Annotated in this window: 14 protein-coding genes and 1 pseudogene; 10 read left to right on the top strand and 5 right to left on the bottom strand. The window is 70.5% G+C overall.

The genetic code is table 11. The features are described 5' to 3' along the window. Window positions 1-2 precede the first annotated feature (2 nt). From G569_RS0102455 to G569_RS0102445, 3 genes are all read right to left on the bottom strand, one after another. A complete protein-coding gene (locus tag G569_RS0102455; protein ID WP_028062234.1) occupies window positions 3-359 on the bottom strand; it encodes a hypothetical protein in 357 nt (118 codons plus the stop codon). 70 nt (window positions 360-429) lie between these two features. Further along, complete coding sequence (locus G569_RS0102450) at window positions 430-1,056, bottom strand: hypothetical protein (protein ID WP_028062233.1); 627 nt, start codon at window positions 1,054-1,056, stop codon at window positions 430-432. A gap of 59 nt (window positions 1,057-1,115) precedes the next feature. Further along, entirely contained in the window at window positions 1,116-2,033 is a 918-nt protein-coding gene (locus tag G569_RS0102445) for a LysR family transcriptional regulator (RefSeq protein WP_028062232.1), read from the bottom strand. 340 nt (window positions 2,034-2,373) lie between these two features. On the opposite strand from G569_RS0102445, the gene G569_RS0102440 reads away from it, so the two are divergent. The 4 genes from G569_RS0102440 (at window position 2,374) to G569_RS0102425 (ending at window position 9,657) form a co-directional block, all read left to right on the top strand. Further along, window positions 2,374-6,681 (top strand): ThuA domain-containing protein, encoded by a 4,308-nt coding sequence (locus tag G569_RS0102440; protein WP_084284059.1) that lies wholly within the window; start codon window positions 2,374-2,376, stop codon window positions 6,679-6,681. Window positions 6,682-6,749: 68 nt separating this feature from the next. Next, window positions 6,750-8,651, top strand: a complete 1,902-nt coding sequence (locus G569_RS0102435) for a TIM barrel protein (protein WP_028062230.1) — start codon at window positions 6,750-6,752, stop codon at window positions 8,649-8,651. 54 nt (window positions 8,652-8,705) lie between these two features. Next, on the top strand, window positions 8,706-9,320 hold the full coding sequence (locus G569_RS0102430) for a hypothetical protein (RefSeq protein WP_028062229.1): 615 nt from the start codon (window positions 8,706-8,708) through the stop codon (window positions 9,318-9,320). Between the two features lie 10 nt (window positions 9,321-9,330). Next, complete coding sequence (locus G569_RS0102425; RefSeq protein WP_028062228.1) at window positions 9,331-9,657, top strand: hypothetical protein; 327 nt, start codon at window positions 9,331-9,333, stop codon at window positions 9,655-9,657. Here G569_RS0102425 and G569_RS0102420 read toward each other — a convergent pair. Then, window positions 9,654-11,018 (bottom strand): DUF2252 domain-containing protein, encoded by a 1,365-nt coding sequence (locus G569_RS0102420; RefSeq protein WP_169542053.1) that lies wholly within the window; start codon window positions 11,016-11,018, stop codon window positions 9,654-9,656. The two genes, G569_RS0102425 and G569_RS0102420, sit on opposite strands and share 4 nt — an antisense overlap. A 197-nt stretch (window positions 11,019-11,215) precedes the next feature. Between G569_RS0102420 and G569_RS0102415 the strand changes: the two genes are divergently transcribed. Continuing rightward, window positions 11,216-11,500 carry a hypothetical protein gene (locus tag G569_RS0102415; protein WP_028062226.1) on the top strand — a complete coding sequence of 95 codons (285 nt, stop codon included), beginning with the start codon at window positions 11,216-11,218 and terminating at the stop codon, window positions 11,498-11,500. A 112-nt stretch (window positions 11,501-11,612) separates the two neighbouring features. Then, a complete protein-coding gene (locus tag G569_RS44975) occupies window positions 11,613-13,985 on the top strand; it encodes an amidohydrolase family protein (protein WP_157591767.1) in 2,373 nt (790 codons plus the stop codon). Window positions 13,986-14,006: 21 nt separating this feature from the next. Here G569_RS44975 and G569_RS0102405 read toward each other — a convergent pair whose 3' ends face one another. Beyond that, a complete protein-coding gene (locus tag G569_RS0102405) occupies window positions 14,007-14,429 on the bottom strand; it encodes a MarR family winged helix-turn-helix transcriptional regulator (RefSeq protein WP_028062225.1) in 423 nt (140 codons plus the stop codon). Between the two features lie 20 nt (window positions 14,430-14,449). Here G569_RS0102405 and G569_RS57075 point away from each other — a divergent pair, with 20 nt between their 5' ends. From G569_RS57075 to G569_RS66660, 4 genes and pseudogenes are all read left to right on the top strand, one after another. Then, a complete protein-coding gene (locus G569_RS57075) occupies window positions 14,450-15,145 on the top strand; it encodes an aminoglycoside adenylyltransferase domain-containing protein (protein ID WP_053225728.1) in 696 nt (231 codons plus the stop codon). Window positions 15,146-15,342: 197 nt separating this feature from the next. Next, a complete protein-coding gene (locus tag G569_RS0102395; RefSeq protein WP_028062224.1) occupies window positions 15,343-18,483 on the top strand; it encodes a hypothetical protein in 3,141 nt (1,046 codons plus the stop codon). Then, on the top strand, window positions 18,465-18,803 hold the full coding sequence (locus G569_RS0102390) for a DUF4180 domain-containing protein (protein ID WP_028062223.1): 339 nt from the start codon (window positions 18,465-18,467) through the stop codon (window positions 18,801-18,803). The genes G569_RS0102395 and G569_RS0102390 overlap by 19 nt, the downstream gene beginning before the upstream one ends. Window positions 18,804-18,856: 53 nt before the next feature. Continuing rightward, window positions 18,857-19,617, top strand: a pseudogene (locus tag G569_RS66660) (hypothetical protein); the annotation flags it as partial.

Genomic DNA, 19,617 nt, shown 5'->3' with positions numbered 1-19,617 from the left:
GCCTACAGCGCGAGTCCAGCCCACGCGGCGATCGCCGCGACCGCCTTGCCGACAGCGAGCGCACTGCCCGCCACGCCCTTGAGGGCATCGAGCCGTCCTTGCGCTCGGCCGAGCTTCTCCTTCAACTCGTCGCGATTGGCCTGGGGGTCGTGCGCGAGCTGCTCGGCTTCGGCGAGGTCCTGCCGGATCGCGGCCTTCTCGGCGTCCCCGATCTCGCTCTCCTTGTCGAGCTCCGCCTGGGCCGCGTGGATCGCCTGCACCACCTCGGCGGGCGAGCTGCCGGAATGCAAGGTCAGATCGCCGGCGACGTTGAACTGATCTCGTCCGACGGAGAAGTTGCTGAAGTTGAAGTTCGCCATCACGCACCGCCTGGGTCGATCGTCCCTGTCAGCCGACCCTAATTGCTCACGAACCCGCGTGCACGGATTGTCAGCGCGTGAGTTCCAGCTCCAAGTTGTGGTACGCGGTCGAATACTCCGCCCACGCCTCCGGGATGTCCCTGTGCACCGCGTCCGCGTACGCGCTCTTGACGATCTCCGCCGGAGGCTTCGAGGTCGAGATGCCCTCGTAAAAGCCGTACGGGGTCTTCTCGTGCTCCACGAGGAACTCGAAATGCTCGATGAAGTGGCTGTACCAGCTGACCCGTGCGTCCGCCGGGCTGGCCTGGCGGAGGTACTCGAGAATCGCGTTGACGTACTTCTCGAACGCGTTCAGTTCGCGTTCCTTGACGTAGCCGCCGCGCTTCTTGACGTCAGCGAGCGCGGCCGCGAACCCCCTGATGTCCGCGCGCTGCGTGACGAAGACGAGGCGCCGCGTCTTAAGCAGCTCGATCGTCCGCTGCCAATCGTCGCCAGACTGCAGGAGACCCAACAACTCCGTGAACGTCTCCGTGTAGTCGCGGTGGATCGCCTGCATCGCCGCATGTGCCGGGGCGATCTCGTTGTTCAGGAACTCCTTGCGCCGCTCGCGCCGGCGGTCGGCCGGCTCCTGCACGATCGCGATGAGCTCGCGGACGAGCCGGGTGAACTGGCTGAACACATCGAGGTTCAGTTCCATGGTGAGGCGATCCTATGCCAGATCCGCGCGCCCGCATGCGCGCGCGATCCCGCGGGATGTCAGGCCGCCGCGCGCAGGTGCGGGCGGTTCGACTGCTGCGCGTACTCGCGCGCGACCTGGAGGAACGCCTTGCCCGCCGCGCTCTGGCGGCGGTCGGCGCGCCAGACGAGCGCGACCGGCCACGTGAGCGGCTCCGGCGCCATCGGGCGCAGCTCGATCGGAGGCCCGGCCTCCTCGGCGGTCGAGCGCGGGATCACCGCGACGCCCAGGCCCTTGCTCGCCAGCGCCCGGACGGCGGCCATCTCGGTGCAGACGAAGGCGTTGCGCGGCTCGACGCCCGCCTCGGCCATCTTGCGTTCGAGCCGGCGGCGCATCGCCGAGTTCTCGCGGTAGGAGATCAGATCCTCCGACGCGAGCTGCTCGAAGCTGACGCTGTCGGAGGCGGCCAGCGGGTGTCCGACCGGCAGCGCGACCACGAGCTCGTCGGTCCAGATCATCGTCGCGCCGAACTCGCGGTCGAGCGAATCGGGGTCCAGGGCGATGAACGCGCAGTCGAGGTCGTCGGCGCGCAGGGCGTCGAGGGTGTCGTCCTGCGTCCCCTCGACCATGTGGATCGCGACGCCCGGGTACGCGCCGCGGAACTCCGCGAGGACGTCGAAGAGGTCGAACCGCCCGGTGGGGTACATACCGCCGATACGGAGCTGGCCGGTCAAGAGGCCGGTCAGCTCCTCGAGCTCACCGTGCAGTGCGTCGACCTCGGCCAGCACGCGCTCGGCGTGGGCGAGGATGACCCGGCCGGCGTGCGTCGGCTCCACCCGGCGGCTGGTGCGCCGGAAGATCTCGACGTCCAACTCGTCCTCGAGCCGCCGGATCTGCTGCGAGACCGCGGACTGCGTGAGGAAGAGCTCGTCCCCCGCCTTGGTGAGGGAGCGGTGCCGGGCGACGGCGACGATCGTGCGCAGGTGTCGGAGCTCCATCGAACGATGGTCGCAGCGGAGCATTCAGAAGTCGAACACGCGCTACTGCTGGCAGGCATGACACCGGCTGATGATTGAAACGTCCTGATCTGTGCAGAAGTCCACGGAACTCACGTGGAGATATGCGAACGCTCACGGTTTTGCGACGAGAACGCGTGAGCCCTGTAACTCATTTGCGCCGCTGGCTGTGCCTAAGTTGTCGAAAGTAATGTTCCTGACTCTTCAGCTTTCACCCTTTGACACGCCAAAGATTGTTGACATCCGCACGTAAGTGGCTATAGCCTCGAGCGACGGGAAGCGATCAATCGCCGATCGCTGGGTCTAACAACAGAGGAGAGGCATGAGGGGGAGAACCCTGGGCTTGGCTGCATTGAGCCTTGCTCTGGCATTGCCGGCGACCGCTTCGGCACGGCCGAAGGCCGCCGCTGCGGACCCATACAAGGTGCTGGTCGTCACCAGCACCTCTGACGCGTTGAGCACGGCAGGGATCAACGCGATCACGCAGGCCGTCGGGAGCGCCGGTGTCGTCACCGCGCCCGCGCCCGCTGACGTCGGCGGGCAGTTCACGCCCGCCAATCTGGATTCCTACCGCGCAGTCGTCTTTCTCAACACGGGCATGGCGTCGCCGCTCACCGACGCCCAGCGCACGAATTTCGAGAACTACTACAAGAAGGGCGGCGGCTTCGTCGGCATCGGCTCCGCGGTCGAGACCGATCCGGCCTGGTCGTTCCTGACCAACGCGCTCGGCACCCGCTCGTCGGGCCAGACGACCGAGCAGACCGCGACCGTGAAGGTCTTCGACCGCGTCCATGACGCGACGAAGACCCTGCCGGAGTATTGGGACCGCACGGAGCGGTTCTACAACTTCTCGACCAACGTGCGTGGCGCCTCGCACGTCCTCGCGTCGGTCGTCGAGCAGCCGTTCGAGGCCCAGCCGCAGGGCAACACGCTCAAGGGCATCAACAACGGCACGATGGGCGCCAATCACCCGATCTCGTTCTGCAAGGACTACCAGGGCGGGCGCTCGTTCTACACCGGCCTCGGCACCACGGCGGCCGCGTTCGACGCCGACCTGCAGAAGCACCTGAAGGGCGCGATCGCGTGGGCCGCGGGCCAGAGCGATCCGAACTACTCCGACTGCGGCGCGACCGTGCTGGCGAACTACCAACAGGTCAAGGTCACGCAGCAGCCGAACATCAACGAGCCGATCGGCTTCGATCAGCTCCCGGACGGACGCATCATCCAGACCGACCGTCGCGGCGGCGTGCGCCTGCACGACCCCAAGACGGGGACGACGACGACGATCGCCGACCTCGGCGCTGCCTCGCTGCCGGACACGCTGCGCGTGTACACGAACTCCGAGGACGGCCTCTATGGCCCGGCCATCGATCCGAACTTCGCGACCGACAAGTGGGTGTACCTCTACTACGCCCCGACGAAGGTCACGAACGTCAAGCTCTCGACGGGCCAGGTCGTCGACCAGGTGACGCCGAACACGGCGGTGCCGAACTTCGCGTCGTCGCCGACGGCGTGGGATCCGTACGTGGGCTACTTCCAGCTCTCGCGCTTCAAGTTCGTCGAGGACGCCAGCGGTCCGCACCTGGACCTCACCACCGAGCAGCAGATCCTGCGGGTCAACAACAACCGCCAGGAGTGCTGCCACGTCGCTGGCGACATCGACTTCGACAAGGCCGGAAACCTGTGGATGGTCACGGGCGACGACACCCCGGCCGGCGGCATCCACGCCAACGGCTTCGGCCCGTTCGAGGACCAGCTGACCGATGAGCAGCAGACCGTTCGCACCACCGGCGCGACCGGTGGCACGTTCACGCTGACGTGGAACGGCCAGACCACGGCTCCGCTGCCCTACAACGCGACGACGGCGCAGGTCGACACCGCCCTCGAGGCGCTGTCGAACATCGGCGCCAACAACATCCAGACGAGCGCGACGCCGGCGACCGCCGATGCGAGCACGGGCGTCATCAACGTGTTCTTCCGCCGCGCGCTGAAGGGCAAGGACCAGCCGCTGATCACCGCCAACGGCTCCGGCCTGACGGGCACGGGGGCGGCGGCGACCGCCGCGATGGCCACCGCGGCCAACGGTGCGCTGGGCACCCAGCCGCTCGACGGTGGCATGTACCAGCGCCCGACCGGTGACGATCGTCGCTCGACGACCAACACCAACGACCTCCGCGGCAAGGTCTTGCGCATCAAGGTCAAGGACACCGTGACGCCGGCCGACTTCAACAAGGCCGACACGGGCTCCGGCAGCGGCGCCTACACGATCCCGGCCGGCAACCTCAAGGAGTACACGGCCTCGCACTACCCGGCCGTGGCCGCGCAAGCGGACTTCAACGCGAAGTTCCGTCCTGAGATCTACGGCATGGGCTTCCGCAACCCGTTCCGCATCCAGGTGGACGAGAACGACGTCGCGTACGTCACCGACTACTCGCCGGACTCCAACACGCCGCAGCGCGGTCGCGGTCCGTCGGGCGTCGGCCGTGTGGAGATCGTCCGCAAGCCGTCCAACTACGGCTATCCGCTCTGCTACTCGAGCAAGCTCGGGTACAACAAGTGGGAGTTCCTCGAGTTCGCTCCGGGCACGACCACGGTCGGCATCCCGTCGACGAACCCGCCGTCGAACGACTGCGGTCGCACCGATGCGCTCCCGAACGAGTCTCGCTGGGTGAAGGACGGCGGCCCGGGCTTCGAGGCCGGTCTCGGCCTGACCCCGCCGGTCAGCGATCCGGACATCTGGTACTCCTACCGCGACAACCTCGCGACGGGCGCCCTCGGCACCCCGTGCGCCGGCTACTACGACCCCACTCCGGGGCCGATCGCGCCGGGCTCGACGACCGAGTGCGCACGTCTGTTCCCCGAGCTGTTCACGGGTGGCGTGGCTCCGCACGGCGCCGCGAAGTACCACTACGACCCGGCGAACCCGAACACCAAGAAGTTCCCGCCGTACTACGACAACTCGGTGATCTTCGGCGAGTTCGGCCAGGACACCATGCGCGAGGTCAAGCTCGACGCGCAGAACCGCGTGTTCAAGATCAACGGCTTCCTGGACTGCGGCCAGGCGCTGGTGAGCACGCCGTTCCAGTTCGAGTGCGACAACCCGATGGACATGCAGTGGGGCGCCGACGGCGACTTCTACCTGCTGACCTACGGCGACGGGTTCTTCAACATCAACCCGGACGCCGGCATGTACAAGTGGGAGTACGTCAAGGGCCAGCGTGCCCCGAAGGCCTCCCTCGTCACGGACAAGACCGACGGCGCGGTGCCGCTGACGGTCAACTTCAAGGGCTCCGGCTCCTCCGATCCGGACCCGGGCGACTCGATCAAGTTCTCCTGGGACTTCGGCGACGGCTCGCCGATCTCCGAGGAGGCCGACCCGACGCACGTCTACACGAAGGCCGGCCGCTACACGGCCATCCTGAAGGTGACGGACTCCTCGGGCCAGAGCTCGTCGCTGTCGACGATCATCACCGTCGGCAACACCAGCCCGACCGTGACGGTCACGGCGCCGATCGACGGCGGCCTGTTCTCCTTCGGCGACCTGATCCAGTACAAGGTCACGGTCACCGATCCCGAGGACGGGACGATCAACTGCGGCGACATCACGACGACGTTCGTGCTCGGCCATGACACGCACGGCCACGCCGAGCAGAGCGCGACCGGCTGCACGGGCTTCCTGCAGACGCTCGCCGAGGACGTCTCGCACGGCGGCAACGTGTTCGGCGTCATCAGCGCGACGTACACCGACAAGGGCGGCCCGGGTGGCGTCCCGTCGCTGACCACCACGTCGCAGGTCCAGATCCGCCAGAAGCACCAGGAGGTCGAGAACGTCGTCACGCAGTCCGGCACGACGACGGCCAGCGGCACCGAGGGCACCACGCCGATCGTGTGGCGCAACAGCATCGCCGCGACCGACTGGCTGCAGCTCAACGGCCCGTACAACCTGTTCGGGATCAACACGATCGCGTTCCGCTACGCGGACGGCGCGGCCGGCCGCACGGCGGGCACGCCGCTGGCGGGGATCGACGTCCGCCAGGACTCGATCACCGGCCCGGTCATCGCGACCGTGGACCTGGCCTCGACGGGCGGCGTCGGCACCTGGGCCACGGCCACCGTGCCGATCGCCTCGACCGGCAAGCACGAGCTGTTCCTCACGTTCCGTGGGATCACGGGTGGCGCCACCGGCGGCAGCCTGATCAACCTCAACTGGGCGGAGTTCGGCGGCAACGGCGTCACGGTCCAGCACACCGACGTGCCCGGCACGGTCGGCGGCAGTGTCCCCGCGACGCTCTCGCTGACGCTCGGCGCGCCGGCGTCCTTCGGGGCGTTCACGCCCGGTGTGGCCAAGGAGTACACGGCCTCCACCACCGCGACCGTGATCTCCTCGGCCGGTGACGCGACCCTCTCGGTCGCCGACCCGAGCACGAACGCTCCGGGCCATCTGGTCAACGGCACCTTCTCCCTGCCGCAGCCGCTGCAGGGTCTGGGCGTCGTCAAGACCTGGTCCGCCCCGACGTCGAACGAGTCCGTCCCGGTCACGTTCAAGCAGGCGATCGGAGCCAACGACGCGCTGCGCACCGGCGCCTACAGCAAGACCCTGACGTTCACGCTGTCGACCACGACTCCGTAAGCGTCGCTTCGGGCCGCGGCGGCCTCGGCCGCCGCGGCCCGCGGTTTCTCATCAACGAAGGAGAGCGAATGAAGGGAATCTCCCGGCGCGCGAGCGCCGTGGTCGCTGCGGTGGGGCTCGCCGCGCTGGCGGCGGCTCCGGCCGCGAACGCCCAGCGTCCGGCGTCGGCCGGCGACGGCACGCCGACCGGTCAGGGCAGCGTCCAGATGTTCAACTACGGTGGCTTCATCGGCTCCGGCTCCGGTGTCACCGGCGGTTCCACCGGCGGCACCAAGACGGCCGCCCAGCTCGGCATCACCATCGCCAACGCGGCCGATGGTTCCAGCTGCGCCACCGCGACCTCGCAGGAGTGCCGTAATAGCCGCCTCGACGGCCTGCTCCAGTTCCTCGCGGCGAAGGGCATCACCAACATCGAGCTGTTCGGTTGGTCCGGGTTCCCGGCCAACGGCGACACGGCGGGCCTGAACACCCTCCGCGCGCTGATGGACAAGAGCAACATCCACTGCGCCGGCTGGCACGGCGACATGACCGAGTCGGCCTGGCAGGCCCGCATCGCCGCGGCCAAGATCCTCGGCTGCGACTCGATGGGCTCGGGCGGCTTCCCGAACCCGGGCATCGGCTCCTACGACAACACGCTGCGCACGATCGAGGCGCTCAACCGTCTCGGCAAGCAGGCGATCGAGGGCGGCGTCGGCCCGACGTACTTCCACAACCACCAGGGCGAGTTCCGTAGCCGCTACGTCGACAACGGCGTCCGCAAGACGGCGTGGCAGATCGTGGTCGACCGCATGGACACGCGGTACGCGTTCGCCGAGATCGACGCCGGCTGGTCGTCCGACGCGTACGACGACCCGACGGGCACGATCACGGCCGGGCTGATCAACGCGAACCCGACCAAGGTCAAGATGCTCCACATCAAGGACGTCCGCAACGTCGCCCCGGCGACGCCGCCCGCGTCCGGCGATCCGCTCGACGGCACGAGCAACGCCTCCCCCGTCGCGTTCGGCACCGGCGAGATCGACTACCGGCCGATCTTCACCGCCGCCAAGGACCGCGTCGAGTACTACCACCAGGAGCAGGACGGCGGCTCGCTCAACGACGCCGACGTCTCGCTGACGAACCTGAAGGGCATCAACACCAACGTCAAGGGCACCGTCCTCGGCTACCCGACGACGTTCCCGACCGTCGCCGCCGGCACCGCCGCGTCGGCGAACGCGGTCGGCATCAAGATCCAGAACACGGGTGACGCGCCGCTGACGATCACCGCGGTCGGCCTGGCCACCGCCCGCGAGGGCGAGCGCAACGCCGACTTCTCGATCCTGTCGAACACGTGCGTCGGCACCCCGGTGGCCGCCGTCGTCCCGCCGTCGGCCGGTAACCCGGGCGGCACCCGCAGCTCCTGCATCGTCAACGTCGGCTTCAAGCCGACGGCGAGCAACACCACGTCCACCGCTCGCCTGCAGATCACGTCCAGCGCGGACAACGGGACCGAGCAGATCCTGCTGGTCGGCAAGAGCACCGGTGACGCCCTCGGCGGCATCGGCGGCGACGTCCCGTCGGCGCTGGCGCTGACGCTCGGCGGCACCGCGAGCTTCGGCTCGTTCACGCCGGCGTTCGCCAAGAACTACGACACCGCCACCTCGGCGAGCGTCGTCAGCACCGCCGGCGACGCCACACTGAGCGTGGCCGACAACAACAGCACCGCTCCGGGCCACCTGGTCAACGGCACCTTCGCTCTGCCGGCGGCGCTGCAGATCGCCGCGACCAACGCGGCCAACCCGACCGTGACGTACAAGGCGCTGCCGGGCACGACGGCGCTCCCGACGTCGCTGCTCACCTACGCCGGCCCGACGGCCGGCGCCGACACCGTGACCCTGAACTTCCGTCAGGCGATCGGCGCCACCGACACCCTGCGTGCCGGTAGCTACAGCAAGACGCTCACGTTCACGCTGAGCACCACCACTCCGTAGTTCGTACCCTCGGGAGCGCCGGCTCTGAGCCGGCGCTCCCGGTGAGTCTCAACGATGCGCAAGCTGCTTCTCCTCATCCCACTGCTCGCCATGGCGGGCTGCGGGCACGACGCCCGCCCTTCCTCCTCGGCCGCCGCGAAGGCGACCGCCACGCCGACGGCGGACCCGCTGGCCGCGTACTCCGAGGGCGTCCGCAAGTACTACGTCGGCGCACAGCTCGACGCTGCCGATGACCCCAACGCCGACGCCGAGGTGAAGTACTTCCAGCCGCCGATGCCGGCCGAGACGACCGCCGGCGACGCGATCACGCTGACCGGCTCGAACATCGGCGTGCGCCTGCGGGTCACCGTCAGCGGCGTTCGCACGGTACGCGCGGGCGGCAAGCCCTACACCGCGGTCGACGTGCGGCTGAAGAACGACGGGATCACCGTCTACCAGGGCGTCCTGCAGAACGTCGTCCTGACCCGTGCGGACGGGAAGACCAGCGGCGTCGCGAAGGCGAGCGCAGCGTGCTCGAACGGGTTCGACGGCGACTTCTACCTCGACGTGGGCCGCAGCCGGCGCGGCTGCCTGCTGTTCCTCGCCGACGGCGACCCCACGCGCTTGCAACTGGCGCTCGAGACCGTCCCGGCCGAGGCCGGAGGAATCTGGGATCTCACCCGCGGGTAGCACCCGGGGGATGGAGCTCGAAGAGCGCTATCAGTCCTGGGTGGACGAGGTGGTCTTTCGCGGTGCGGTCTGGATCATCGGCGAAGGCGACCGGAACACGGTCATCGAGGATCCGAACGAGGATCGTGACCTGAACGTGTTGTTCAGCTCCCGCGCGGACGCCGAGCGTCACCGCGAGCGCGGCAGGGTGTTCCCGCCGATCGCGGTCGCCGACCTGCCGGAGCTGCTGGACTTTGTCGCCGGCCGCGGCGAAGGGGTCGCGCTCTGGCACGGCGATCGCTGGATCGTCGCCGACCCGGCGCCGCTCGCCGCTGAGCTGCGCGAGCGCGCGGGTTAGCGCGGGTCCGGCGCGGCCTCGATCTCGCCCCGGTCCACCGCTGCGACCAAGCGCTCGTAGTCGCGCTCGTTCTGGTCGGCATAGGTCTCGGCGAAGCGGGCGAGGGCGCGGTCGAGCCGGTCGCTCGTGCCGATGTAGGCGGCGATCGCGGCGCGGTCGCCGGAACGGGCGTGCGCGCGGGCGAGCGTCCAGCCGCACACGCGGCCGTAGTCGGCGAAGGTGGTCGCCGAGAGGCGGGCGAGCTCGACCGAGCCCTTGGCGTCCCAGAGCTGGCGGACGTAATACGCGCGGCGGCGGCCGTCGATGCCCACGGACGGGGGCAGCCAGCCGAGCAGCACGTCGGAGGCCGCCTGCATCAGCCGCTGGCCCTCGACGACTCGCTGGCCGCTGGTCGCGTAGCCGCTGGGGCGCAGGTAGGGCTCGAGCACGGACGGGCCCGCCTCCTTGACCTGCAGGAACAGCGGGTCGGTGGTGTCGTTGCCGATGAGCAGCACGATCCAGGCGTCGGTGCCGACGCTGCCGACGCCGACGACCTTGCGCGCGTAGTCGATCGGGCGGAACCGGTCGATCAGGTGGCGGCGGTCGTCCGGCAGCGAGGCGCGGTAGGCCTCGAACAACGGCTGCGGGCCCTGGCCGCGGCGGCGCGCCGGATCGATCTCGTCATAGGGGACGATCAACGGCGGGTCGCTCTTGATCCGCAGCGCGCCGTCGACCTCGTGGGTGAGCTTCGCCAGTGCGCGCAGGCTGTCCTTGTGCCGGACCTTGTCGAGCGTACGGTCCAGACGCTTGCGGTTGACGTCCTTGGCGTCGGCGGCCCAGCTCTTGAGGGTCGGCTCGATCTCGAGCCGGGCGTACCAGAGGTCGAGCGTGCGCATCGTGGCGAAGTCGGCCATCGCCCGCCGGTAGCTGCCGGTGGTCGCGTCCAGCGCGGTGCGCCGCGCGGAGCGGTCGAAGCCGAGGTCGCGTCCTGCGATCGCGACGCTCGCCGCCAACCGCTTGAGGTCCCACTCCCACGGCCCGGGAAGGGTCTCGTCGAAGTCGTTGACGTCGAACACCAGGGTGCGATCGGGCGCGGCGAAGCCGCCGAAGTTCGAGAGGTGCGCGTCGCCGCACAACTGGACGTGGACGCCGCTGACGGGCGTCGGCGCCAGGTCGGCCGCCATGATCGCGGCGCCGCCGCGGAAGAACGCGAACGGGGACGCGAGCATGCGTCCGTAGCGCAGCGGTACGAGCTCCGGGAGCCGGTCGCGCGCCTGCGCGCGCAGCACGTCGACCGGATCGCCTCGATCCGGCGCGGGCGTCCACTCCGCGTGCGCGCTGCGCGGAACGGCCCGGCGCGTCCGCTCCTCGACGACGGCCATGCGACGAACGCTACTCCGCACGCCGCGTGCATGGGCGGAGGTCATCTGGCGGACCCGCGCCCTCAACGGCGCCGGTCGGCCCGCCGATGCCCTTCACGAGTTCGTAAAAAGCGGAATGTCAGAATGCGAACACGCCGCCTCAAGCTGTGCGGTGGGGCGGTCGATGGGGTCGCAGATTCGTCCACTTCGGGGGCCCCATGATCAACTCGGTTTCAAGTCGTCCGGGGCTTCCCGGGCACGTTCAGTCCAGACCATCGCGCACGCCGGTCCAAGACAACGCGTCATTCGACGAGGCGGCCGCGCGGACCGCGAAGGCCAGACGGGCGAAGGTCGCCGACGACGACGACGCGGTGCAGGCGGGCATCCAGCTGTCGCGTGCCTACGAGCTCGCGTCCAAGCGCCAGCCGTTCAGCAAGTCGGTGCCGCGCGACCTGCTGTGGGCCTTGACGGGTCCCGGCGGCGCGGCTGAAGACGGCGCCTGACGAACACGCGCCGATCACATCCCGGTGGCGTTCACGCGGTCGACGACGACGCCGAAGTGGCTGCGCGGGGTGTCGGCGCGTGCCGGCACCCCGCGCGGTAGCGTCCGCTCTCATGCGGAGGGTCGCGTCCGTCGTGTTCGCGCTGTTGGTCCTCGCCGCGCCCGCGTCGGCGGCCGAGACGCGCTACTCGCTGGCGGGCGGGTGCTTCACCGCGAGCGGGGTGCCGGGAGCGGAGGCGGTGCGGATGCAGGCGACCGCGCTCGGGCGCTACCTGCTGTACCGGCCGGACGGGAGGTTCGTGTCCTCGGCCGGCGTCGTCTCGTCGCCGAGTCCGGCGGCGGACTGGAAGGTCGAGGAGACCGGCGACACGTTCACGTTGACGCCGGGCGCCGGGGCGCCGATCACCGGCGTGCGGTTCGCTCCGGCGGCCGGCTGCGCGACGTTCCCCGAGGCCGACCTGAACGCGACCGGCACGCCGGCGAAGGGCGCGTTGCCGTACGGCCGCGTCGGGGGACTGGTCGACGGCCACATGCACTGGATGACGTTCGAGTACTTCGGCGGCAACTTCCACTGCGGGCGGCCGTGGTCGCCGTACGGCATCCCGTCGGCGCTGCCCGACTGCTCCTCGATCGAGGGCCCGGCCGGCGTCGGCGCGGTCTTCCAGAACTTCCTCAACTACGGCAACCCGGCGCAGCCGCACGACACCCGCGGCTACCCGGACCTGACGTCGTGGAGCGCGACGAACCTGACGTACGAGGGGACGTACTGGCGCTGGATCGAGCGGGCGTGGCTCGCGGGGTTGCGGCTGATGGTCATGAGCGTCAACGAGAACCGCGTGCTGTGCTCGCTGCAGCCGGTCAAGAAGACCTCGTGCGACGAGATGGACACCGTGCGCCGCGGGCTCGACGACATCCGCCAGCTGCAGGACTACGTCGACGCGCAGGCGGGCGGTCCGGGCAAGGGCTTCTTCCAGATCGTCACCGACCCGTACGAGGCGCGGCGCGTGATCAACGCGGGGAAGATGGCGGTGGTGCTGGAGATCGAGGTCTCCGAGCCGTTCGGGTGCCGCAACATCAAGACGCCGACGTGCGACCAGGCGCAGGTCGACCGTGAGCTCGACGACCTCTACAAGCGCGGCGTCCGCTCGGCGCTGCTGCTGAACAAGTTCGACAACCCGCTGACCGGCGTGCGCTTCGACTCGGGCTCGACCGGCGTGCTGATCAACGGCGCGAACCTGCTCTCGGCGGGCTCGTTCTGGAGCGCCAAGACGTGCACCGGGCCGCTGCACGACAACCCGATCACGGGCGCGCTCGACCCTGGGCTCGTCGGGCTGCTGGCGACGATCGGGATCACCAACCCGGTGCTGCCGCTGTATCCGCCGCCGCCGCACTGCAACACGCGCGGCCTGACCGACCTCGGCGCCCACGTCGTGAACCGGATGATGGACAAGCACATGATCGTCAACCCCGACCACATGAGCCAGGCGGGTGTCGATGCCACTTTGAAGCTGCTCGAGGCGCGTCGGTACTCGGGCGTGATCTCGCCGCACGGCTGGATGGACCCGGGTAACTGGCCGCGGATCTTCAAGCTCGGCGGGCTCGCGTGGCCGGGGCACTCGAAGGCCGACGAGTACGTCGCCGAGTGGAAGGCGCTGCGGCCGAAGTCCACGCCGTACGACTTCGGCTGGGGCTACGGCGCCGACCTCGGCGGACTGTCGGATCAGCCCGCTGCGCGGGCGGGGTTGACGTACCCGTTCAAGAGCATCGACGGCAGCGTGACCTTCAACCGCCAGAAGACCGGCAACCGCACCTTCGACTACACCACCGAGGGCGTCGCCACGTATGGGCAGTACGCCGACTGGTTCGCCGACCTGCGCGACGTCGGCGGCCCGCAGCTGGCTCAGGATCTCTGGGAGGGCGCGGAGGCGTACCTGGAGATGTGGGAGCGGGCCGACGGCGTGCCGGCGCCGGGGTGCGGGCGGCGGTCTCTCGTCGCTCGCGGCCTCAGCGGCGCTCGCCTGGGCGCGGATTGGACCGCGGTCCTGCGCTCGGCGGGTCAACCGGCCGTGCGCGCCGGTGACAGCTGGAGCTGGTGCGCGGCGGGCGGCGGCGCCGACACCGCCGTGTTGTCGGCCGCGGGCCGCGTGCAGCTGGTCGCGACCAACGCGCGCGGCCGGTCGGCGGGCGGCGTGAAGGTCGGCGCGCGGATGAGCGACGGGCTGCAGGTCAAGCGCCACAGCGGCTACGCGTGGGTCTACGCGGTGCGCGGCGGCCGCGTGCGCGAGGTCGCGGTCACGTCGCGCGCGTTCTCGTTCCACCGCACGGCCTTGCGCGCCGCGATGACCAAGGCGCGCACCGCGAAGGCCGCGCCCACGCGCGCGTTCGCCGCTCGCGCCCAGGCGTCGAGCTACGCCGGGCGGCCGCTGGCCGGCGCCGGCAACCCGCGCCTGGACGACGCGCTCGCGCTGTTCTGCTCGCTCACCTGACGCCGCGTGAACCTAAAGGGGTCAGGCCCCTTTAAGTTCGCGGAGGTTCTCCGCCATCCGGGCGAGGGTCTCGATCGTCGTGGTGTACTGCTCCGGGGTCACGCCGTCGGCGATCGCGGTGCGCAGCTCCTTGACCTTCTCGAGCAGCGCGGTGCGCGCGGCGTCGCCCTCAGGGGAGAGCGAGAGGCGGTCGTCGGGGCCGCGGAGCGCCCAGCCGCGGGTGATCAGGCCGTCCAGGACGGCGTCCGGCTCGGCGGCCTCGACGCCCCAGAACGGGCGCAGCTTCTCGACGACCTCGTCGCGCGGCGCCGGGGCGGGCTCGAGCGCGTTGAGCAGTTGCCAGTCGCGCCGGGTCACGTCCTCGTCCGCGAGCGCGCGGTCGAGCGTGCCCTCGATCAGCCGGTCGAGTTCCTTGAGCCAGTAGCCGATGGGCTTGCGGTCCATGGGGTTCACTGTATGGGGCGATGATCCGCTCGTACCTCGACGAGCTGACCCGGCGGCTGCGCGCGCTGATGGGCGACCGCCTGGTGGCGGTCTGGCAGGTCGGCTCCGGCGCGCTCGGGGACTTCGACCAGCTGCGCAGCGACATCGACGTGCAGGCGCTGACGGCGGAGCCGGTCGGGCGCGGCGAGCTGGAGACGCTCGCGGCGCTGTTGACCGAGGTGCCGTGCCCGGTGCGCGGGCTCGAGTTCGTGCTCTACGCCGAGCCGCCGCGCTTCGCGCTCAACCTCAATACCGGGCCAGGGATGACGCACCACGAGGGCTACGACCCGAACGCCGAGGAGCGCTTCTGGTTCGTGCTCGACTGCGCGATCGCGCGCACGAACGCGGTTCCGTTGTTCGGCCCGCACCCGCGCGAGGTCCTGCCCGAGCAGCCCCGCGGCGAGCTGTTGGCCGCGCACCGGGAGTCGCTCGCGTGGTGGCGCGAGCACGACGCCGCGCAGGCGATCCTGGCGGCCTGCCGCGCGTGGGCGTGGATGAGCGAGGGCCGGTTCCTCTCCAAGGGCGAGGCCGCGTCGTGGGCGAGCACGCGGCTGGACGACGCGACACCGGTGGCGAAGGCGCTCGCGCACCGGGTCGACGCGGCGGCGCCCGATCCGACGCGCGACGACGTCGCCGCCGTCGTCGATCACGTGCTGGGTGTGATCCCCGCCCCCTAGGGGCTCTATCGGGGCGGCGGGTGCGGGCGGAGCATGCGCCCCATGTTTCCCACACACCACACCGTCTTCGTCACCACCCAGACGCGCGTTCGCCTTGATGACGCCGCTCGCGAGCGGCGCATCCGGGCCGCGAGAAAAGTTCAGGGTGGTCCCCGGATTTTCAGGGGGCAGACGCACTCGTAGGGTCCTGCCCAGCCGTGGCCGCGACGTATGAGCTCACTGAGTCCCCGCCCGTCGCGACACCCGTCACGGCCCCGTCGCGGTCGGAAGCGCTGCCCCTGCTTCCGACCGCGGCGGTTCTTTCTCTCCAGCGCAGCGCCGGCAACCAGGCCGTCACGGCCAAGCTCGCGCGGGCCGACGCTTCGCCCAAGCTGCGCACCGCGCTGGACTCCAAGCTCGTCGTGACGCCCGCCGCGGGTGGCTACTCCGCGGCCCTGCAGTTCGGGGAGGAGTCGGTGCCGATCGTCTCCTACACACCCAAGGGCGACACCCCGATCAACCGCCTGCCGGTCTACCTCGAGGACGTCGTCAGCGGCGCCGAGGCCGTCGTCAACGTCCGCTACGACCCGGCCGCCGCGGACGTCAAGGCCGCATTCGCCGCGCGCGAGGTCGACGGGGTGCGGATCACGGTCCGCATGCAGCCGCAGACCGCCGAGGAGCTGACGGTCAAGAGCACCGAGGCCGCCAAGCAGACCGGCGCCAACAGCGCGAACGTCCACGGCGCCGAGAACGTGCAGGCGCACGAAGGCTCCAGCGCGACCGACAAGATCATGGGCTCGATCGCCTCCGCCGAAGGGGGCTTCGCGTCCGTCGAGGGCACGGACGCCGGCGTGCTCACGTGGGGACAAGGCCAGTGGACCGTCACCGCGGGCGAGTTGCAGAAGGTGCTCGCGTTCATCAAGGAGCGCCGGCGCGACCTCTTCGACAAGTACTGGGGCAGCGCCGACCTCGACGTCGACGGCAAGGACTTCGTCCACGACGGCAAGCGCTGGACGTCGGCCAAGGCCGACATGATGAAGCTCTTCCGCCCCAACGCGGAGACGATCACGGCGTGGGCGAACCGCTTCGGCCAGGCGGGGATGGACCCGCAGATCCAGCGACTGCAGCGCGAGTACCTGCGCGGTGAGGTGCAGGCGACGCTCGACAAGAACATCGGCGGGCGCACCCCGGAGTCGATCCTCGACACACGCGGGCAGGCGTACTTCTACTCGATGGACAAGAACCTGCCGGCGGGGGCGCGGGCGAACTTCGCCGAGGCGTGCAAACAGGCCGGGATCGGCAAGGAAGGCGAGGTCTCGGCCGAGCAGAAGGTGAAGGCCTCCGAGGCGATCGGCGAGCTCTTCAAGAACAGCTCCGTGGTCGCGTTCGACAACGCCAAGCACCACGTGATCGCGTTCTGGGGCGAAGGTGGGCGCAAGCGGGCGCTGGATCAGGCGGACGCGGCGATCGAGGCGGGCGGCGACGCCACCTGGAAGGTCGAGCGCTGGAAGAAGCATCGCGACGCGATGGAGGCGCGGGTCAGCCGGTACGAGAAGACCAAGGGCGACATCGAGAAGGCGCTCGCGCGCACGGACGTGGAGCCGGACGTGCCGGCGGGGGCGTTCTCCGAGTCCGCTGCCGGGCCCGCCGCGGCATCCTCCGGGCCCGGGTTGATGGAGGCGGCCTCCGAGAGCATCGGCCACCTGATCGAGGACGCGACGACCATGCTCGCGCTCGCCGCGACCGGAACGGGCTTGAAGGAGCTGCGGATCGGCGGATCCGTGGGACGTGGCGGCAAGAACCTCGCGACCGACGTCGCGGCCGTGGCCGTCCGGATGCTCGGGGTCGGGTTCGCGCCGGGCTCGAGCCTCTCCTCGCTCGGCGACGCGATCGCCCGCTACCAGACGGAGGTCGTCGGGATGCGCCGCGCCGACGGGCGCATCGACCCGGGCGGCCGCACGATCGGCGCGCTGCGTTCGGGCGCGCAGGCCCCGGCCGGCGCGGGTGCGCACGACGGCGGCGTCGGGTCAGCACCCGCCACGCTACCCGCGCCGGTCGCTCCCGCGGCGCCGCCCGTCCACGCGGGCCCGGCGGGGCACGCCGACGCCGCATATAACACGCCCAGCCACGCCGGCCCGGCTGCCACGAACGGTGCCGGCGCCCACGCCGGGCCCGCCGCCGCCAACGGCGCCGCAACACACGACACGGCCGCGCCCGTTCCCGCAGCCGCGCCGCCGACCGCCGCGGCGCCGCCCACCGCCGCGCCGCCGGTCCCGCGCGGCCCGCGTCCCGCCCTCGCCGACACCGAGCTCGACGCGCTCGTCGCCGCGTCCCACTCGCCCGCCGCCGAGGCCGCCGCCGCTCAGCTCGCCGGGCTCGAGGCCGCGTTCAAGACGCTCCACCGCGACGACCACAACCAGGAGACCGGCCAGGGGCGGGATGACCTCGTGGCGGGCTTCGCCTCGTTGCGGACGAAGGTCGCGGCGCTCGACGCCGCCCTGCACGCGCCCTTCTACCGCGCGATCAACGCGATCTCGCCGTACTACTACCAGGGCGACAACATCATCCTCGAGTTCGACAAGTACGACAAAGAGACCGGCAAGTTCCTCAAGCACATCTACAACACGTGCAACATCACGTCGTTGTCGATGACGCTGGAGGCGCTCGGCAAGTCGCCCGCCGACTACAAGTACAACCACCTGATCCCGGCGGTCGCCGGCGTCCACGACAAGGACGTCAAGAACCGGGCGCGGGACAAGGTCGGCACCGAGCTGACCGGCCTGCGCCTCCCGGACTACGTCGCGATGGCCGCCGTCATCTGGCAGATGGGCTACAAGGCCGGCGACAAGCAGGCGATCCTCGATGCCTCCAACGCGGCGTTCGCCGCCGTCCCTTCGACGGGGGCGATCAAGAAGCTCGCGAAGGACTTCGGGGTCAATGCGACCGAGGGCGCGCTCACCCTGGACGCCTCCGGCCGCGCCGATGCCACCTCCGGCAACCTCTCCAGCTACGGCAAGGACCACTGGAAGGCCGCCGACACGCAGGCGATCGCCGAGACCAAGGACGGCACCGCCGACGCGCGCACGCGCAACGCGGGCAAGCTCTCCGACCGCCAGATCGAGCGCGACGTCCCGCTCGAGCGCTACAAGCAGGCGGCGCTCGCCCAGGTCCGCCCGCAACTGGACGCGGGCAAGCAGGTCGTCGTCGGCCAGTACAACCACTTCGTGCGCCTGCAGGCCCTCAGCGACGAGTTCGTCACCAAGGACGACCCGGGCCGCTATACCGGAGCCAATGAGAAGGCCACGTGGGAAGAGGCCCGGGCCATGGGGCTCTTCACGAATTGGGTGATCATCGGATAGCTCGCGTCCCGGCCGACGGCCCGCTGCTGCGGACCGGCGGCGACGCGATCGAGCTGATGTACGCCGACGAGCGCGCCGACTGGATCGCGCTCCCCGTCGCCCGCCTGGATCCGGCGTTCTTCGACCTGCGCTCGGGCGTCGCCGGCGAGCTCGCGCAGAAGTTCGTCAACTACGGCCGCCGGCTCGCGATCGTCGGCGACATCTCCGAGTGGGTCGCGGAGAGCACCGCGCTGCGCGACTTCGTGCGCGAATGCAACCGCGGCCGCTCGCTGTGGTTCGTCGCCGACGACGCCGAGCTCGCCGCCCGCCTGAACACCTAGATACATCGAAAGATGGACGACGCGGGCGGGGCGCGTTGGGAGACTCGCGCCCGGTGCCGCTCGCTCTTCCGATTCGCGCCGTCGCGGCGGCACTGGCGTGCCTGGCGCTGGCGGAGCTCGTGCTGTTGCCGCGCACCTCGCCGATCGCGGCGCATGTCGCCGTGCACGTGGTCGTCCTCGGCACGCTGCTGCTGTTGCCGCGCCGCCCGCTCGCGGTGCTCGCGCTGCTGCTGCTCGAGATCTTCCTCGTGAAGGAGCTGCGCCTGAACGGCATGGTCAGCGTGTCGCTCGCGCTGATGACGCCGTTCGCCGCGTTCGCCGCCGCCGCGCTGGCCCGCCCGGACGCCATCCTCGCCCTGCTCGCCGCCCACGTCGCCTGGCGCGCGACGCTCCCCAGCGGCGACGTCGCGACGATCGTCGTCACCTCCGCCCTGCTCGCCGCCGCGGTGCTCGCGGGCGCGCTGCTGCGGCACCGTCACCGCCGCCTCGCCGCGCTGCACGGCGAACGCGACCGCCTCCGCGCGGCCCTCGCCGACGACCCCGGCGAAGCCGCGACCGCCGAACAGCTGCGCATGTGGCGCGAGGTCGAGCAGCGGATCGCCCCGGTCGTCGAAGCGCTCCCCGCGCTGGTCGAACAGGCCACGACCCGCGACCGCCTCCTGGCCCTCCGCGACGAGGCCTCGCAAGCGCTGCGCACGATGCAGGCGACCGTCCGGATGCTCGGCGCGGAGCCGCCCGAGTGGGAGGGCGCGGAGCGGCGCGGGTGGGAGGGCGCGGAGCGGCGCGGGTGGGAGGGCGCGGAGCGGCGCGGGTG

It is taken from the genome of Solirubrobacter soli DSM 22325, assembly GCF_000423665.1.
Lineage (GTDB): Bacteria > Actinomycetota > Thermoleophilia > Solirubrobacterales > Solirubrobacteraceae > Solirubrobacter > Solirubrobacter soli.
Note: the sequence above shows the minus strand (reverse complement) of the source record. Positions and strands in the feature narration are given on the sequence as shown.

Bases quoted from the DNA above. Each gene is read 5' to 3' on its own strand.
- G569_RS0102455 (WP_028062234.1), bottom strand. From the start codon at position 359: ATGGCGAACTTCAACTTCAGCAACTTCTCCGTCGGACGAGATCAGTTC.
- G569_RS0102450 (WP_028062233.1), bottom strand. From the start codon at position 1,056: ATGGAACTGAACCTCGATGTGTTCAGCCAGTTCACCCGGCTCGTCCGC.
- G569_RS0102445 (WP_028062232.1), bottom strand. From the start codon at position 2,033: ATGGAGCTCCGACACCTGCGCACGATCGTCGCCGTCGCCCGGCACCGC.
- G569_RS0102440 (WP_084284059.1), top strand. From the start codon at position 2,374: ATGAGGGGGAGAACCCTGGGCTTGGCTGCATTGAGCCTTGCTCTGGCA.
- G569_RS0102435 (WP_028062230.1), top strand. From the start codon at position 6,750: ATGAAGGGAATCTCCCGGCGCGCGAGCGCCGTGGTCGCTGCGGTGGGG.
- G569_RS0102430 (WP_028062229.1), top strand. From the start codon at position 8,706: ATGCGCAAGCTGCTTCTCCTCATCCCACTGCTCGCCATGGCGGGCTGC.
- G569_RS0102425 (WP_028062228.1), top strand. From the start codon at position 9,331: ATGGAGCTCGAAGAGCGCTATCAGTCCTGGGTGGACGAGGTGGTCTTT.
- G569_RS0102420 (WP_169542053.1), bottom strand. From the start codon at position 11,018: ATGGCCGTCGTCGAGGAGCGGACGCGCCGGGCCGTTCCGCGCAGCGCG.
- G569_RS0102415 (WP_028062226.1), top strand. From the start codon at position 11,216: ATGATCAACTCGGTTTCAAGTCGTCCGGGGCTTCCCGGGCACGTTCAG.
- G569_RS44975 (WP_157591767.1), top strand. From the start codon at position 11,613: ATGCGGAGGGTCGCGTCCGTCGTGTTCGCGCTGTTGGTCCTCGCCGCG.
- G569_RS0102405 (WP_028062225.1), bottom strand. From the start codon at position 14,429: ATGGACCGCAAGCCCATCGGCTACTGGCTCAAGGAACTCGACCGGCTG.
- G569_RS57075 (WP_053225728.1), top strand. From the start codon at position 14,450: ATGATCCGCTCGTACCTCGACGAGCTGACCCGGCGGCTGCGCGCGCTG.